Below are 16,788 nucleotides of genomic sequence, written 5' to 3'. Positions count from 1 at the left end.
AGGATCTGATGTTACGCCGTCATTTTTGTCTTGTTGAAAAATGAGGTGAAGAGTCGCTATCGCGACAGTTCATTTAAAGTCGGTTTCCGCACCGACAAGCGGGATACTTTCTTTTGCGCCGCCTCGGCAACTGCTCCTGCGTTGCCCTACCTCCTGCATCCTTGCAGTTGAAAAGAAAGTATCCAAAGAAAAGGCGGCCCGGTTGCCGCTTTTGCCTTGTGCTCCTCGATTTTGTCGGGGATCGGCAGAAGGGGCTTCCTGCCCTTTATGCCCTTTGGGTACTCTGCCGATGCGCGGCTTCCTTGCCGCGCCCCTGCGGGCTGATCCCGACAAAATCTGCGGTGCTCGGCGCGGCAAACGGGAATAAAAAGACGTTACTGCGTAACGTCAGTTAAGGATTTTTCCGTTCATCCTGGATCCTTCGATACCTCAGGAGAGCCTTGTCGAAGGAAGAATGGAAAAATCCGACACGCCTAAGTTAAGCCGTTCATGCTTCGACAAGGCTCAGCACGAACGGCTTAACTTAATGGCATTGGATGCTAGGGCGGATCCCGCTAAGCCCGCCCCGCTTTTTGGAATTATGGGGGCGGGCAGAATTTGGCCGGGCGCTTGGCATTAAGCCGTTTCGCCCGCCGCTTTTGCCGCCAGCGTAAAATCCCGGTGACATACAGGGCCAGCGGTGCAAGGCCGGAGACACACCATAATATTCGGCCTGCAAGGCCTAGGGCTTCACCGCTATGGAGCGGCCATAGCACATTTAAAAACGTTTCCCCGGCGGTAAATTGATCCGGGTCTTGCACGGCCAATACCTTGCCGCTGTATTGGTCTATCCATACCTTGCTACGCGGCCATTTGCGGTTGGCTTCGCCCGGTTGCCTTTTCGAAATGCAGTAAACCCCGTCTTTGCCGTCCGGTGTTTCTGCCCCGCGCAACTCTGCATCAGGGAAAATAGTGCCGGCTTGTGCCACGGCTTGCGCTATGGAAAGAGGTGGTGCGTTAGCGATAACCTTGGATTTAACGTCCGGTGTTTCTAAATGTTTTTCCTTGACCGCTGAAAAACTGCGTATCAAGGGCTTGATATAATCCGCATAACTGAACGAGAAACCGGTGAACGCCAAGATCAGCAAAATAATGGAACTGTAAAACCCCGTGGTTTTATGCAAATCAAAATAAAACCGTTCCGGGCTTGCACCCCGCTTAATGGTCACTGATTTTTTAAATTTCCCCCAACGCGGCCACCATAGATACAGCCCCGTCAGTGCGGAAATAAACAAAAATAAGCCGAAAAAACACACTGTATCAAAGCCAAGCCGCCCGATTTCCACACCTAACCTAGCCGTCAGCAAGCTGGCATGGATTTGATAGATTGATGTCCATAAGGTGCGCCCCCAATAATGTTCCGAGATGATTTCTCCGCTGTAGGGGTCGACCAAAACCCGGAAGGGCGCAAAAAATTCATCGGCCGTTTCTACAGGTTCCGGGTATTCCAGCCATAGATAATCATTGCCATAGCCCGGCAACCGTAATGACCATTTGCCTGTCTTGTCCGGGTGGTCGGCTTGAACGGTTTGCAGGATCCCATCCAGGGGACGCGGTTGCGCTTGGGCTTCATGACGCACTGGCGGCAATCCCAGTTCTTCCAATTCATCAATGAAAACATTAACCGAACCCGTCAGCCCAAGAACGGCAAAGAAAAAGCCTATCGTCAGCGCAATCGTTAAATGCACGTTTAGCCATAACTTGCGGATGTTTTTTTGCGCAAGCAAGTGCTTGGGATTGCTTGTGTTTAACCGTTTATCCATATAATTTTATGACGATATGTTGATTTACAAGCCCACACTAATAGCTTGTAAAATGATGGGACTAAAAATAAAATACACACACTTGTGTACATACATCTGGAGTGTTTTATGCCAACCCTGACCACGCGTATTTTTAAAAACGGCAACAGCCAGGCGGTGCGTATTCCGCAAGAATTCCGCCTAGAGGTTACCCAGGTTGAAATCAGCCGGAATGCCAATGGCGATCTGGTGATTCACCCGTTACCCGTTGACCGCGGCGCGGCCCTTTTGGCGGCGCTCAATGCCTTTGATGACGATTTTGTTAGCCAGCTTGAGCAAAATGAACGGCAGCAACCCGCCATGCAGGATCGAGAGGCTTTATGATTTACATGCTGGACACTAATATCCTCATTTACCTCATTAAAAACAAACCACCGTCCATCGCCGGGCGTATCAATGCCCTGGATAAAGAGGCCGCACTTTGCATGTCTTTTATCACTTATGCCGAACTACTCAAGGGCGCGGAACGAAGTACCCGCAAGGTGCGGGTGTTAAGCCAGCTAAACCAACTTACCCAGGTCATTCCGGTTCAATACGACACAAACCCTGGCTTATGCCAACACTATGCCATCCAGTTTACTTTGCTTAAAACAGCAGGCACTCCGATAGGCGCTAATGACCTATGGATTGCCTGTCATGCGCTTTCTCAAAACGCCACGCTCGTCACGCATAACCTGCGTGAGTTTGAGCGTATTGCCGGATTAATGTTGGAAGATTGGGCGATCTAAAGCATTCTTGATTAACGCCCACCCGTTAGGCGCTGGGGTTGCCAAACTACCGGCAAGCCCGTCAGGTTAAAATTCCAGACGCACCGACCCCATCGCCGTCAGCGGTGCGCCAGGGTAAATGCCGACACGCGGCGGCGCATTTTGGAAAGGATCGGTGGACTCGTAATAAACTTTATCCAGCAGGTTGCGGATGTTGAATTGCGTGATCAAACGCGACTCGCCGAACTGGCAGGCATAGCTGGTAAACGCGTCCAAGCGGGCATAACCGGGCAAGACAAAGGTATTGTCGTTATCGCCTTGCCGCTCGCCGGCGGCGAAAACGCCCAAGCCAAAACTTAAGCCATTGAGCGGGGTATAGTGGCGGATGTCATATTTGAGCCACAAACTGCCGGAATGCTCGGGGACGTTGTTCAGGCGGTTGCCCTGAAGGCCGGAGTAATCTTTGGTGATACGCGCATCGGTAAAGGCATAGTTGCCGATGACGCTGATTTCGTCTGTGATTTGCCCGCTCATGTCCAGTTCAATGCCTTGGCTGCGGGCTTCGCCAATGGCCGCAACGGCAAAAGGGTCGGGGCTCTTAAAGTCGCGGGTCAAGACATTTTGCTTGGTCAGATGGTAGTAAGCCAAGGTGGTGGTCAGCCGTTTGGCGAATAATTCGGTTTTCAAACCGGCTTCAAATTGTTCGCCGATTTCCGGGTTAATCGTGGTGCCCGTCGCCGTGATGCCATTGTTTGCGCCGAACGAAGTCGTCCAATTGCCGTAGAGGCTAGCCCATTGCCAAGGCTGGTAGAGGATTCCTACCCGCGGGCTAAACCCCTCATCTTGGCGTGACGGCAAGGCGGCTTCTGCGGCGTTAAATGAATCGCCCATCCCCAGACCGGTGGCCGCCCAATCATAGCGCCCGCCGCCCAGGACATGGACTTTATCCCAAAGCGTGATGTGGTCTTGAAAATAGGCGCCATACCAGTTGTCCCTAAAAATATAATGGTTGGCGCCGCCATCAGACGGCGTTGCCAGCGCATTGGCGTAATAAGAAGGGTCGATGCCGTACCTAGGGTTATAAATGTCGATGTCCAGGCCCGGCACCGGATCCATATAGTTGCCATAGAATTCGTAATTGCCGACCGCCCTTAAATAATCGAAGCCGACCAAGGTTTGATGGCTGACACCGCCCAACTTGAATTTTCCGGTCAAATCCAGATTGGTCGTATAGGTTTCATTATTGGAGGTTTGCGAAAAAATATTCCGTGAATAAGTGCGGTTACCCATGCTTGGATCAAAAAATTGCTCGACGGTAAAGCCATTGGCGGGTTTCACCGAGGTGTTTTGATCATAAATGAACGAAGCCAGGAAGCGGTTCCGCAATGTCCAGTTGTTATTGAAGGCATGGCTTAAATTGAAGCCGAGGTTCACCTTGGAGTTGGTGTCGACCGGATCGTTGGGGTCGATGAAGGAACGCGTGACGGGAATTGGCGCCGGACGGTTGCCGATAGCGAACAAGCCCCGGTCAACTTGGTAATCCTCATGTAAGGCTTCCACGTCCAAGGACATTTCGGTGGCATCGCTGGGCCGCCACGTCAAAGAAGGGTTCACCAGTACCCGGTCATTAAAATTGAAATCGCGGAATGATTTATTGTTTTGATACGCTCCGGTAAAACGGTAGCTTACCGATTTGTCTTTAGTGAGGGCGTCGGTCGCATCCCATTCCGTCCGATAGAAATCGTAAGACCCGAAACGCTGTTCAACCGAATGGTAAGGTTCAGTCCTAGGCTTTTTAGTGACCAGATTGACTAAGCCGCCAGGCTCGATGCGGCCGAACAATACCGCCGCCGGGCCTTTCAGCACCTCGACGCGCTCCAGGTTGGCGGAATCAAATTGCGCCCCTTCGCCTATCCCCAAGCCATTGGCGACCAAGCCGTTACGGAAAACCCGGCCATTCCTGAAGCCGCGGGTGATAAACGCGTTGCTCAGGCCTAAAGACGATTGCGGCCGCACGCTGCTGACGTTTTCGAGCGCGTCTTTGATGGTGGTGGTTTTTTGGTCGCCCATCACCGCTTTAGGCACCACCTGGATCGACACGGGCGTTTCCATAATGGGCGTGTCGGTCTTGGTGGCCGTGTTCGTACTGGAACTGTGGTACACCGCGTTGTAAGGATCGGTCGGGTCATCATTAGCCCCGGCTATCCCCATCACCTTGACCGTCGGTAAATCCGTCGCCGATGGTGTCGGGGCTGTTGTTGCGGGAACGGTCTGGGCCGCTTTTTCCCCTTGCGCCAAAGTAATCACGTTGGCGTCCACATAACGGTAGCTGATGCCGCTATCGGCCAGCATAGCCGCCAAGGCTTGTTTAGGGGTGTACTGGCCTTTAACGGGTTGGGCGGTCAGGTGTTCCGCCATCGCCGAACTGTACAGCAATTCTACGCCGGACTGTTCGGCGAACTCGGTTAGCGCGGGGATCAGCTGTTGTTGGGGGATGTTGAACGGTTTTGGCGTATCCGGGTTTGCCGCGAGGGCAGGGTTTGCCAGCAGCAAACCTACCGTCAGGCTTAAGCCTAGGGCCGAGGCTAGTTTAAAGGGGATTGGATGATGCACGGTGTTCTCCTGTGTTTATCAAGACTAAGAAGGGTCTGTGATAAGACGCAAGGCCTGACAAACACCGCACAAAAATTTTTGTATTTTTATGCCGGGTGCCAAGCTCCGGCTTGTGGATCAGCGGGCCGGAACCTTCAATACAACATCACATAACGTCCCGCTAACGCCACCGATTTTACCGGTAAAGTTTTGTTGATGACATTCAGTAAGACGTCCAAACGGTCACTATTGAACACGCCGCTGACTTTTAATCCCGCCAAGGCCGGATTAGCCAAAAACACATGGCCGTTGCGGTAACGGTTGATTTCGCCGAGCACATTCGCCAGCGGTTCGGATTCAAAAATCAGGCGGTGATGGCGCCAAGCGGCGGCGGTGCGGGGGTTAATGTCCACCACAGCGGATGGATGGGCCGACCAGCGTTGCCCTGCTTTCACGACCCTCGGCGTAAAGTTAGGCGAGGGCGGGGCGCTGACCTTAACGGCACTTTCCAGCATGGTCACCGCCAAGCCTTGCCCGTGTTTTTTGACCACAAAATCCGTACCCAGCGCGGTGATTTCGTAGCCGTCAACTTCGACGACAAATGGCCTGGATTTGTCTTTGCTGACGATGAACTCGGCTTCGCCATCAAACAGCCTGATCCGTCGCTGATTGCCGCTAAAACGCGGGTCTAGCGTGGTGAGCGCATTCAAATGCACGGTGCTGCCGTCAGCTAAGGCCACGGTTTGTAGTTCGCCGACTTCGGTATGGTACCGCGCGTGCCAGACTTGCCAAAAATCCGGGTTGGCTATCAATAACGCGGTAGCCAATAACAAACTGGCTGCTGCCGCCCAGCCTATCAGGCGTGGCTTGCGGAGAGTTTGGTGAAAAACGGGGGGCGGATTTTTTGTGGGGTTGCTGGCGGCGCGGAGCAAAGGCCGTTCCTGTAAATCCCCCAACCCTTCCCATAATTGCCGGACTGAAGCAAACGCCTCACGATGGGCGGGACTTTCTGCCAGCCAGTCGGCCAGTTGCCGGGCTTGTCCGTCAGACATCGCACCGGACGTGCTGCGTACCAGCCAAGCCAGGGCTTCGTCTTCAAGTTGTTCGGGGTTGCGTTTGGGCATTTTGGGTGTGGGTCAGTGCTGGGTTCGGCGCATTGTTAGGTAAGTTTAGGCTAAGGGCTAGCCAGTAAGACGTAAAAAATGGAATTGGCCGCACTGCTATCGGTTAAGGGCGTGTTTGCATTGTTTCAAGGCTTTGATGATGTTTTTCTCCACCCAACTGGCCGAAATGCCCAATTCATCAGCAATTTGCTGATGGGTCAGGCCATCAAACCGGCTCATCATGAAGATTTTCAGGCATAACGGCGATAATTGCCGTAAGGTTTGTTCGCATAAATCCAGCTCTTGCATGTTAAGGAAATGCTGTTCCGGTGATGCGGAAACCGTCGCCACGGCCATCGCTTCTTGGTCGGCCCAACCGAGCGGGTCGGCTTGTTGGCGGCGCAAGTGGTCGGTGGCCAGGTTGGCGGCGACCCGGTACAGAAAGGCACGGGGATTGTGGATAGGCTCTGTGCTTTTGACGTTAACCAAGCGTAAGAACAGGTCTTGCAACAAGTCATTGGCGGTTTCTTGGCAGGACACCCGGCGGGACAAAAAACGGGCCAGTTCCTGCCGATGTTGTTCGATCAAGGATTCGGCATCAAAAGGGGAAAAGGTCAGCATATCGCAATCAAAAATATTTAAAGCCAAGCGGGTAAATTGCCTTCCGGCTTGGCTGTTATTGGCCAGACGGTTTGATAGGGCTACCGTCAGCAATATTCATGCAAATTATTTATTATGATTAACAACAAATGCTTATGCGGATCCTTTTCTGAGGGCGTCATAAAACTAAGGGATTTGCCTTGGCAAGTGCGGCATATCACGCATCTTTTTCTTATTTTGAATTAGGGCAACCGTCTAGGCCATCTGCCGTTACAATCAGGTAAAACTTTGCAGCATTACTGGTTAACATGGCTTAGATAGTGCTTATGGGCTAAATCGGCGGGTCAATAAGGCTGTTGCAAGGATATAAGGCGTTGGCCCTTATCGGGCGCCCGTCGAGGCGTTTTCGGACAAAATGTGGATTCATATCTATAATTGTCGCTGCCAACTTCATGAACCTATCCTTAAGGAGAGGGGGTAATGAAAGCAATGCAGCCATTATGGATATTTTAGGAATTTAAGATGATAGATATTGATACAAAAGATTTAAAAATAGGTATGTATGTCTCGCATTTGGACAGGCCTTGGTTAGAAACGTCATTTCTATTTCAGGGGTTTCTTATTGAAAATGACAACCAGATTGAGCAGGTGCGGCGGGTGTCTAAGACCGTCAAAATTGACGAGGAAAAGAGCCTGCAATCATTATCGTTTGAGCCGTTCAAACCCTCTACGGCGAAATCAAAAGTGGCGGTGGAACAACAACCCTCCAATCCAAAGGCGGGGCAAAGCAATAAACAACGTTTTGAGGAGGAAATGGCGAAGGCTTGTGAGGTTTATGATGAAACGTCCGTTTCGCTGCACAAGGTGCTGAACAATTTTCGCCTTAATAATTACATCACCCTGCCGGAGATCAAGTCCTGCGTGCAAGGCGTGATGAAAAGCGTGATGCGCAACCCTAACACCTTGTTGTTATTGAGCCATATGCGCTCAAAACGGCCGGATACGGTCACCCATAGCATCAATATCTGTATTTTTAGCACCTTGTTTGGCCGTTACTTACAGCTGACCGAAGAACAGCTTTTACAACTGAGCATCGCCGCATTGATGCATGATGTGGGCGAGGCCAAAGTCCCTAAACCCGTCCTTGATAAATTCAACGTCGGGTTGACGCCCGAAGAAAAAATGTTGTTGGAGCAACATACGCAGCAAGGCGCGGAAATGTTGCGCAAAATCCCGGAAATCCCGACGGAAGTCGCTGAAGTCGCTTACTCGCATCATGAACGGGTTGATGGCACAGGCTATCCGCGTGGTTTGAAAGGTGCCGAGATCAGTTTTATGTCCAAAATTATCGCAATTGTTGATGCCTATGAAAAAGAGACCAATGCGGCCAATATCAAATCCCAGCTTTCCTGTTCGGACGCATTGAAGGCCATTTATGCGATGCGTGAAACGTCTTTTGATAGTGAGCTGGTCGAAAGCTTTATCAAATGCTTAGGCATTTATCCGGTAGGCACTGTGGTGCAGCTTAACAATGGCTCCACTGGCATTGTGATCGGGATGAAGCCTGACCAGCATTTGTTGCCGACCGTCATGGTCATCCGTGACCATACTGGCGAGATCAAGCAGCCGCCACAGGTTATCAATCTTGACCGGTTTAGGGATCATGAAGGCAAGCCATTGTTAATGATAAATAAGGTGATCCAGCCGAATGAGGTGGACATTGATCTTGGCGAATATATCGTCAGGGAATTGGGCGCTAGCTTGAGCCCGCACCCCAAACTCGCCTGAAAAACGCGGATAAGTCACGGACAGGGCTGGCGGGGAGCCGGAAATTGGGCGGTTGGCTAAACGATAGCTTTTGAGGTTTTGGCTTCCCTGTAGGGGTTGTCTTACGCCTGGCCCTTCCAGCGGATGGGCACAAATTCCAATGCTTCTTGGATATTGAGGTCACGGGTTGCGCCGCCCGTCCTGACAAACAGCTTCGGCATGCCGTTTTGAGCCAAGAATACCGGACGGTGGGCCGGACTGATGATGAGGCGGCAGATATCCTTGTGGTCAATCACATGGAACAGCACATGCACGGAATTGCATAAGTCGGCACCTAAGTTGGTGGAAATGGCGGTCATGATGGCTTGTTCAAAACCGTCCTGGTTAGGTTTCTTGAGTGATTGGTAGTCTTTATCCAGCCCTAAAATTGTGCCGTCATCCGCCACGCCTATCAATAAGGTGCCCCCATAGCGGCTGTTCATAAATCCCGCCAAGGTCTTTAACACGACGCTTTCAAGCGTGCGGTTGATGCGGGACTGTTCCAAATCCCAGCGGAACGAGGATTTAAATTCCAGATGCGGCCCTTCTCCCTGGGCAATGATGGGCGCCAAATCTTTTTGCAATTCGGCTTTTAAAGATTCGATACGCGCCAGGCGCTTATGTAAAAAACCATAAATGCTTACCGTGAACAAACCTAGCATGGCGCCTATTTCAGCGTAAAACAGCAACAAGTTGTCTTCGGTGTTGTTGCCGTCAAAGATGGATGCTAGTTGGCCAAAAACATACTCTAAGGAAGATAGTTTGTTGTTATTGCTTTCTTGCGAGTAAATGAAATTATAACTGGGGGCGAGGATAAATACCCCGATTGCCGCACCAATGAGCGCGGCCACAGCATAGAGCTTGATTTGCTGCTTCCAGAGCGACAGCATCAGTAAAAAGAATCTTTTCATAATGCTACTTGAGAGACTGTGGGAGGGTTAGGCGCCCATCAAAACAAAGAAGCCCAAAGTTCATCGATTTTTTTGATAACGGCGGGTGTCATGCTGATCGGCCTGCCCCATTCGCGGTGGGTTTCGCCGGGCCATTTGTTGGTGGCATCAAAGCCAACTTTGGAGCCTAAGCCCGATACGGGCGAGGCGAAGTCCAGGTAATCAATCGGCGTGTTTTCTAAGATGGTCAAATCCCGTGCCGGATCCATGCGTGTGGTGATAGCCCAGATCACGTCTTGCCAGTTGCGGACGTTGACATCTTCATCAACGACAATCACAAACTTGGTGTACATGAATTGCCGCAAATATGACCATGTGCCGAGCATGACGCGCTTGGCGTGCCCGGCATATTGCTTTTTCATGCTGATGACCGCCATGCGGTAGGAACAGCCTTCCGGCGGTAGGTAAAAATCAGTGATTTCAGGAAATTGTTTTTGCAAGATCGGTACGAACACTTCGTTCAAGGCCACACCCAAAATGGCCGGTTCATCGGGCGGGCGGCCTGTGAAGGTGCTGTGGTAAATCGGTGCGGTGCGTTGGGTGATGCGCTCTATCGTAAAGACAGGGAACTCATCGACTTCGTTGTAATAGCCCGTATGGTCGCCAAACGGGCCTTCGGGTGCGGTTTCGCCGGGATAGATGAAGCCTTCCAGGACAATTTCCGCGCTGGCGGGCACTTGCAAGTCGTTGCTTAGGCATTTGGCGACTTCGGTCTTGCTGCCGCGCAATAAGCCTGCGAAGGCATATTCCGACAGGCTATCGGGCACGGGCGTGACGGCGGCAAGTATGGTCGCGGGGTCAGCGCCCAAGGCGACCGCCACCGGAAACGGCTCGCCTGGATGGGCCATTTGCCATTCCCTAAAATCCAAGGCGCCGCCGCGATGGGCTAGCCAGCGCATGATGACCTTGTTTTTGCCTATCACTTGCTGGCGGTAAATGCCGAGGTTTTGCCGCTCTTTGTGCGGGCCTTTGGTGATGACCAAAGGCCACGTGATCAACGGCCCGGCATCTTCGGGCCAACAAGTTTGGATGGGGTAATCGCTTAAGTCTATCTCGTCCCCGATACGGCTGATTTCTTGGCACGGCGGGGATTTGACCAATTTCGGCGCCATGTTCAGCACTTGTTTGAACACGGGGATTTTCTCAAAGGCGTCTTTCATGCCTTTGGGCGGTTCCGGTTCTTTCAAATAGGCCAGCAATTCACCGATGCCGCGCAATTCACTGACTTCTTCCGCGCCCATGCCCATCGCCACGCGTCTTGGCGTGCCAAACAGGTTGGCCAAGACCGGCGTATGTGAGCCTTTGGGGTTTTCGAAGAGCAGGGCGGGGCCGCCTTGTTTCAGGACGCGGTCACAGATTTCAGTCATTTCCAAATACGGGTCGACTTCGACGGTGATGCGTTTGAGCTCGCCCAGCTTTTCCAGTTGCGCGATAAAATCGCGCAAGTCACGGTAAATCATGCGGCTATGCCGTTATGGCGCAGCAATGCGTCGATAGTGGGTTCACGTCCACGGAACTCGACAAACAAGTCCATCGCGTTTTGGCTGCCGCCTTTTTCGAGGATGTTGGTCAAGAACGAATGGCCTGTTTCCTGGTCGAAGATGCCTTTTTCTTCAAACAATGAATAGGCGTCGCTGGACAGGACTTCGGCCCATTTGTAGCTGTAATAGCCTGCGGCGTAACCACCCGCAAAAATGTGCGTGAAGCTGTGCGGGAAGCGGTTGAACTTGGGTGGCTGGATAACCGCGACATGCTTCCTGACTTGTTCTAGGATTTCGTAAATGCGGCCGCCCCGTTCCGGCTCGTATTCCAAGTGGATGCGGAAATCGAATAGGCTAAATTCCAACTGCCTGACCATAAACAGCCCTGCCTGGAAATTTTTTGCGGAGAGCATTTTTTCAAACAGGCTGTCAGGTAGCGGCTCACCCGTTTCATAATGGCCGGACATGAGCGCCAGCGCGTCTTTTTCCCAGCACCAGTTTTCCATGAATTGGCTGGGCAGTTCCACGGCATCCCATTCCACGCCGTTGATGCCGGACACGCCCAGATGGTCAACCTGGGTGAGCATGTGGTGCAAACCGTGGCCAAATTCGTGGAATAGCGTGGTGACTTCGTCGTGGGTCATCAAGGCAGGGGCATCGCCTGTGGGCGGGGTGAAATTGCAGGTCAGGTACGCCACCGGGATCTGGACATTGTCGCCCGATTTTTTCCGGCTTACGCAGTCATCCATCCATGCGCCGCCGCGTTTTTTGGGACGGGCGAAGAGGTCGATGAAAAATTGCCCGCGCAGTTGGCCATCCCTGTCGTGGATTTGGAAAAACTGTACGTCAGGATGCCATGTGTCGAAATCGAAAATTTCAGTGATGTTTAAACCGTACAGGCGCTCGGCAACGGCGAACAAACCGGGCAGGACACGGGTGACCGGAAAATAGCTTTTGACTTCTTCTTGTGAGAGCTGGTAGAAATGCTGGCGCATTTTTTCAGAGTAATAGCTGATGTCCCAAGGCTCCATTTCGATGAAGGAGTGGACTTCACGGGCAAAGTTTTGCAGCTCTATCAAATCGTTACGCGCTTGCCGCCAGGATTTGGTGGCCAAGTTTTCCAAGAAGCCGATGACATCCTCTGGCTTTTTCGCCATTTTGGTGGCGAGCGACAATTCAGCGTAGTTGTTAAAACCCAATAGCTTGGCTTTTTCATGGCGTAAAGACAGTATTTGCTCCATCAGCAGGCTATTGTCGAAATGTCCGCCTTGCGGGCCGGTTTCGGAAGCGCGGGTGGTGTAGGCCTCATAGACTTCGCGGCGGAGTTCGCGGCTGTCGGCATAAGTCATGACCGCATTGTACGACGGGAATTGCAAGGTCAGCATATAACCTTCCTCACCCGCTTGCTCGGCGGCTTGTTTGGCCCCCGCAATGGCGGATTCGGGCATGCCCACCAAATCCCGTTTATTATTGATAACCTTGTTCCAGGCATTGGTGGCGTCAAGGACATTTTCTTCAAAATGGCTGGTATGCTGGCTTAATTCTTGGCAGATTTCTTTGTAGCGTTGTTTTTTCTCTTCGCTTAGCGCAACGCCGGATAGGCGGAAGTCACGTAAAGCGTTACGGATGATTTTTTGTTGTGCGCTGTCGAGCGTGGAAAACTCGGAATGTTTGGCGATCAGCCGATAGGCGTAGAATAACCGTTTGTTTTGGCCTATTTCAGTCGCATATTCGCTGAGCTTGGGCAAGCAGGCGTTATAGGCGGCACGCAGTTCTTCGTTGTTGCAGACAGAATTCAGATGGCTGACAGGTGACCAGGCTTTGTTCAAGCGGTCTTCGGCATCGGCGATGGGCGCTATCAGTTTTTCCCACGTGTAATTCTGTTTGGTTTGTAAGCATTTTTCAACTGTTGCACGGGCTTCCGCCAATAATTGGTCGATAGCGGGCTCAACGTGTTCAGGTTTTATGGCTGAAAATAAAGGTAAGATACTGTCGGTGAGTAAAGGGTTATTCATAATTTGAAAAAAGTAGGCTCATGGTTGCGTTAAGGTGAAGATAACGAAATCGTTGTTATTATTTTTTTTGAGCGTCAAAAAATACCGCTGTCCTGGACAGGTGGTCATGCCAGCCACGCCGGTTTTTATCGAACAGTATCCAGATAAAACCCAATCCAAGCATTGTCCAGGACACCCAAGCGGCAACATAGCGTATAAACGCTTGCGTCCAGTTTATAGGCTTTTGGTCGAGTGTCAAAACCCGCATTTTCCAAGCTTTTAGGCCGAGTGTCTGGCCACCATGCGTCCAAAACCAGCCATAGAACAAAAAACTGACCGTCAACAGGTAAATAGGGTAGAAGGGTTGCCGGGGGGTGAAGGCTTCACCTGAATTTAGGGGTAGTAACAGCGCGGTTGCCACAAAAAAAACCGCAACCAGCAGGAGAAGGTCATAAAAAACCGCTGCCAATCGACGAAAAAAACCAGGGGCAGGTTGCAAACATGAACCTGACTTTGGTTTTTTTATGGGTGTGTTGGGGATCAATTAATCTTTAAATAAAGCTAATTTTTGGCCAAAATACATGCACATGGCCATTAACCCGCCGAGCATCGCCAACGAAAAAAGAAATGGCGGCCTGTGGAATAGCAGAATGAAGAAATCTGCTGCAAAAATACTGGTCAGGACAGGGTGGTCAATAAAGGCATTAATGATTTTCTTAAACATGTCAATTCCGTCAAGCACGTTAAAATAGGTGCAAGTGTGTAAAAAAATGGTTAGCTGATCTTTTATCTGGTTAAATGCACACTATGTGCTTGTAAAAATCAGAGCAACGATTCTACTATAATCAAAAGGGGAATGTAAAAGAAAAGAAACTTGCCATAGTGGGCTAGAATTCATTCAAATGGTATGATTAATATAACTAGAAAAATTAACATTGGTGTAACACTCATTTTAAATCTGTTCAAAAAAATTATTCAGTCGGCGAGAAGTCAAGTTTTACCAGCCACGATTGGCCAATCCCGGGTTTATGCACGCTCAGAGCATAATATCTCACGCGCCCAAATCAGTGAAAATGCCTTAAAAGTTCTGTATCGGCTCCAAAAAGAGGGTTTTGAAGCCTATCTGGTGGGCGGGTGTGTCCGGGATTTGTTGTTGGGGCGCGAGCCTAAAGATTTTGATGTGGTGACCAATGCCGATCCTGAACAAGTCCGTAAGGTTTTCCGCAATTGCCGGATAATTGGCCGGCGGTTCCGTCTGGCACATGTGCATTTCGGCCGGGAAGTCATAGAAGTCGCGACTTTTCGCGGTGCTGGTGAAGCCCAGAATGATAAGCAGGTGCTTAATAACGAAGGCCGTTTATTACGCGATAATGTTTACGGCACAATTGAAGAAGATGTCTGGCGCCGGGATTTTACTGTTAATGCCTTGTATTACAACATCAAGGATTTTTCAGTGGTTGATTATGTGCAGGGCATGGAAGACCATAAAAATGCTATGCTCAGGCTTATCGGCGATCCTGACACCCGGTTCCGTGAAGATCCGGTAAGGATGTTGAGGGCTGTGCGCTTTGCCGTAAAGCTGGGTTTTAAGCTCCATCCCGATTGCGAAAAGGCCATGCACGGGGCGGCAGAGTTATTGGCCAGCATCCCCGCCGCCCGGCTTTATGATGAGGTCTTAAAACTCTTCCTGTACGGGTATGCTTTACAAGTATTTGAAATGTTAAGGCATTATGGCCTGTTTCAGATATTGTTCCCCGATACCGAGCAAAGCCTTGCCGGTGAGGAAAACGGATTCCCACGATTGCTGTTGATTAAGGCTCTACAGAATTCCGATAACCGGATTGCCGATGGCAAGTCGGTGACCGCTTATTTCCTTTATGCTGCGTTTTTGTGGGAGCCTGTAAGGTTGCTGGCTGTGCAAAAAATGAATGAAGGGCAGGTCGAATATTTGGCCTATCAGGATGCGGCCAATGAAATCATTGCTAGGCAGGTTAGGTGCACGGCGTTGCCCCGGCATATTAGCTTGGCCATCCGCGAAGTTTGGAGCCTACAGCCAAAATTCAATATCCGGCACGGTTCCAAACCTAGCCGTCTGATGTTGCATCCGCGTTTCCGGGCGGGCTATGATTTCCTCTTGTTACGTGCGGAGACTGGCGGCGCAGACCCTGAATTGGCCCAGTGGTGGCATATTTATCAAAATGCCAGTGAGGCCGAGCAAAGAAAAATGACCCAGCCTTCCCGAAAAGGCCAGAATGGCAAACCGGGCCGCAAACGGACTTACCGCAAGAAGGGCTCCGCCTCCACCAGTACCGAAGTCCAAAGCTAACTTAGGCCTTGCCTTTGAATCTTTGCATTGGAATAAGCTTAGATTTGGCGGGCCGCCGTACACCCTAATTTTACGAACCATGATCCCATCCACTTCTGACACGACCATTGCTTATTTAGGTTTGGGCAGTAATCTTGCTGAACCGGTTGAACAGATTAAATCGGCACGCCGCGCTATCGCTTTAATCGCCGGCGTTAAGGAGATCGCCTGCTCCAGTTTATATCGGAGCTTACCGATGGGGCCGCAAGACCAGCCTGATTATATCAACGCGGTGATGGCCGTGGAGACTGGCTTATCGCCGCAAGATTTGTTGAAGAGCCTCCAAAAAATTGAAAAGGCGCATGGCCGTGAGCGCAAAGGCCAACGCTGGGGCGCACGGACCTTGGATGTGGATATACTGCTTTATGGTGAACAAATAATTGATTTGCCAGATTTGATTGTGCCGCACAGCGGTATCGCCGAGCGGTCATTTGTATTACACCCATTATCTGAAATTGCGCCGCATTTGACCATTCCAGGTAAGGGCAATATCGCTGATTTATTGGCAAAATGCCCTTTAGTCGGGCTACAACGGTTAGATTAACATGACACATATAGAAAAGCCGCTATCCATCAATGACTTGACAGCGATGAAACAACGCGGGGAGAAAATCACTTGCCTCACTGCTTACGATGCCAGTTTTAGCGCATTAATTGATAAAGCCGGTATCGATATGATGTTGGTTGGGGATTCTTTGGGGATGACAATCCAAGGGCATGGCTCGACCTTGCCCGTGACCATCGCTGATATGGTCTACCACACGCGTTGCGTCAGCCATGCCAGGCAGCGGGCTTTTGTGGTTGCCGACCTGCCGTTTATGGCTTATGCCACCACGGCCTTGGCTACTGAAAATGCCGCCAAACTGATGCAACAAGGTGGCGCGCAAATGGTAAAGCTGGAAGGCGCAAGGTTTGAAATTGTCAGTTTCCTAGTCGGGCAAGGGGTTCCGGTCTGCGGTCATTTAGGCTTGTTACCCCAATCCATTAACCAATTGGGCGCTTATTCGGTGCAAGGCAAGGAGCCCGCTGCCGCTGATAAAATGATGGAAGAGGCGCTTGGCTTACAACAGGCAGGGGTGGCACTTTTAGTGTTAGAGTGCGTCCCCGCACCGTTGGCCACCGCCATCAGCGGGCAACTGCAAATCCCGGTTATCGGTATTGGCGCCGGGCTTGGTTGCGATGGCCAAGTGCTGGTTTTGCAAGATATGTTGAATATTGGCATTGGCAAACGGCCCCGCTTTGCCAAAGATTTTATGCAAGGTGCGGATAGTGTCGAAGCCGCTATCCGGGCATACCATCTGGCGGTCAAACAAAGCCTGTTTCCTACCGCCGAACACAGTTTCTAAATA

The 16,788-nt window shown here is 51.0% G+C and carries 15 protein-coding genes; 6 read left to right on the top strand and 9 right to left on the bottom strand.

Going from position 1 to position 16,788, the window contains the following annotated elements; genetic code table 11:
- Positions 1–578 precede the first annotated feature (578 nt).
- Positions 579–1,802: a PepSY-associated TM helix domain-containing protein gene (locus METMI_RS0121770; protein WP_019868415.1), complete on the bottom strand. Its 1,224-nt coding sequence runs from the start codon at positions 1,800–1,802 to the stop codon at positions 579–581.
- A gap of 108 nt (positions 1,803–1,910) precedes the next feature.
- On the opposite strand from METMI_RS0121770, the gene METMI_RS0121765 reads away from it, so the two are divergent.
- Both METMI_RS0121765 and METMI_RS0121760 read left to right on the top strand, forming a co-directional pair.
- Positions 1,911–2,165 carry an antitoxin gene (locus METMI_RS0121765; protein WP_019868414.1) on the top strand — a complete coding sequence of 85 codons (255 nt, stop codon included), beginning with the start codon at positions 1,911–1,913 and terminating at the stop codon, positions 2,163–2,165.
- Positions 2,162–2,569 (top strand): type II toxin-antitoxin system VapC family toxin, encoded by a 408-nt coding sequence (locus METMI_RS0121760; protein ID WP_019868413.1) that lies wholly within the window; start codon positions 2,162–2,164, stop codon positions 2,567–2,569. The genes METMI_RS0121765 and METMI_RS0121760 overlap by 4 nt, the downstream gene beginning before the upstream one ends.
- A 66-nt stretch (positions 2,570–2,635) precedes the next feature.
- Here METMI_RS0121760 and METMI_RS0121755 read toward each other — a convergent pair whose 3' ends face one another.
- The 3 genes from METMI_RS0121755 to METMI_RS0121745 form a co-directional block, all read right to left on the bottom strand.
- On the bottom strand, positions 2,636–5,161 hold the full coding sequence (locus METMI_RS0121755) for a TonB-dependent siderophore receptor (protein WP_019868412.1): 2,526 nt from the start codon (positions 5,159–5,161) through the stop codon (positions 2,636–2,638).
- Between the two features lie 134 nt (positions 5,162–5,295).
- Positions 5,296–6,264, bottom strand: coding sequence for a FecR family protein (locus METMI_RS25030; protein ID WP_019868411.1), 969 nt, complete (start codon positions 6,262–6,264; stop codon positions 5,296–5,298).
- Positions 6,265–6,360: 96 nt separating this feature from the next.
- Positions 6,361–6,957 carry a sigma-70 family RNA polymerase sigma factor gene (locus tag METMI_RS0121745; RefSeq protein ID WP_019868410.1) on the bottom strand — a complete coding sequence of 199 codons (597 nt, stop codon included), beginning with the start codon at positions 6,955–6,957 and terminating at the stop codon, positions 6,361–6,363.
- A gap of 408 nt (positions 6,958–7,365) precedes the next feature.
- Between METMI_RS0121745 and METMI_RS0121740 the strand changes: the two genes are divergently transcribed.
- Positions 7,366–8,631 (top strand): HD-GYP domain-containing protein, encoded by a 1,266-nt coding sequence (locus METMI_RS0121740; protein ID WP_019868409.1) that lies wholly within the window; start codon positions 7,366–7,368, stop codon positions 8,629–8,631.
- 101 nt (positions 8,632–8,732) lie between these two features.
- On the opposite strand, the gene METMI_RS0121735 is transcribed toward METMI_RS0121740, so the two are convergent.
- From METMI_RS0121735 to METMI_RS0121715, 5 genes are read right to left on the bottom strand one after another with little or no spacing between them, the layout of a single operon-like run.
- Positions 8,733–9,560: an AlbA family DNA-binding domain-containing protein gene (locus tag METMI_RS0121735; RefSeq protein WP_019868408.1), complete on the bottom strand. Its 828-nt coding sequence runs from the start codon at positions 9,558–9,560 to the stop codon at positions 8,733–8,735.
- 38 nt (positions 9,561–9,598) lie between these two features.
- Entirely contained in the window at positions 9,599–11,059 is a 1,461-nt protein-coding gene (gene ubiD, locus METMI_RS0121730) for a 4-hydroxy-3-polyprenylbenzoate decarboxylase (RefSeq protein ID WP_019868407.1), read from the bottom strand.
- The gene (prlC, locus tag METMI_RS0121725; protein WP_019868406.1) at positions 11,056–13,095 is read right to left on the bottom strand and encodes an oligopeptidase A; all 2,040 of its coding nucleotides are present in this window, start codon (positions 13,093–13,095) and stop codon (positions 11,056–11,058) included. Before prlC ends, ubiD begins: the two co-directional genes overlap by 4 nt.
- A 58-nt stretch (positions 13,096–13,153) precedes the next feature.
- Positions 13,154–13,573, bottom strand: coding sequence for an RDD family protein (locus METMI_RS0121720; RefSeq protein ID WP_232215273.1), 420 nt, complete (start codon positions 13,571–13,573; stop codon positions 13,154–13,156).
- A gap of 45 nt (positions 13,574–13,618) precedes the next feature.
- A complete protein-coding gene (locus METMI_RS0121715) occupies positions 13,619–13,798 on the bottom strand; it encodes a hypothetical protein (protein ID WP_019868404.1) in 180 nt (59 codons plus the stop codon).
- A 183-nt stretch (positions 13,799–13,981) separates the two neighbouring features.
- On the opposite strand from METMI_RS0121715, the gene pcnB reads away from it, so the two are divergent.
- The 3 genes from pcnB (at position 13,982) to panB (ending at position 16,785) form a co-directional block, all read left to right on the top strand.
- Positions 13,982–15,400: a polynucleotide adenylyltransferase PcnB gene (gene pcnB, locus METMI_RS0121710; RefSeq protein ID WP_019868403.1), complete on the top strand. Its 1,419-nt coding sequence runs from the start codon at positions 13,982–13,984 to the stop codon at positions 15,398–15,400.
- Between the two features lie 79 nt (positions 15,401–15,479).
- Complete coding sequence (folK, locus tag METMI_RS0121705; RefSeq protein WP_019868402.1) at positions 15,480–15,983, top strand: 2-amino-4-hydroxy-6-hydroxymethyldihydropteridine diphosphokinase; 504 nt, start codon at positions 15,480–15,482, stop codon at positions 15,981–15,983.
- A gap of 1 nt (position 15,984) precedes the next feature.
- A complete protein-coding gene (panB, locus tag METMI_RS0121700) occupies positions 15,985–16,785 on the top strand; it encodes a 3-methyl-2-oxobutanoate hydroxymethyltransferase (RefSeq protein WP_019868401.1) in 801 nt (266 codons plus the stop codon).
- Positions 16,786–16,788 lie beyond the last annotated feature (3 nt).

Source organism: Methylovulum miyakonense HT12 (genome assembly GCF_000384075.1).
Lineage (GTDB): Bacteria > Pseudomonadota > Gammaproteobacteria > Methylococcales > Methylomonadaceae > Methylovulum > Methylovulum miyakonense.
This window is presented reverse-complemented; position numbering and strand designations above follow the sequence as displayed.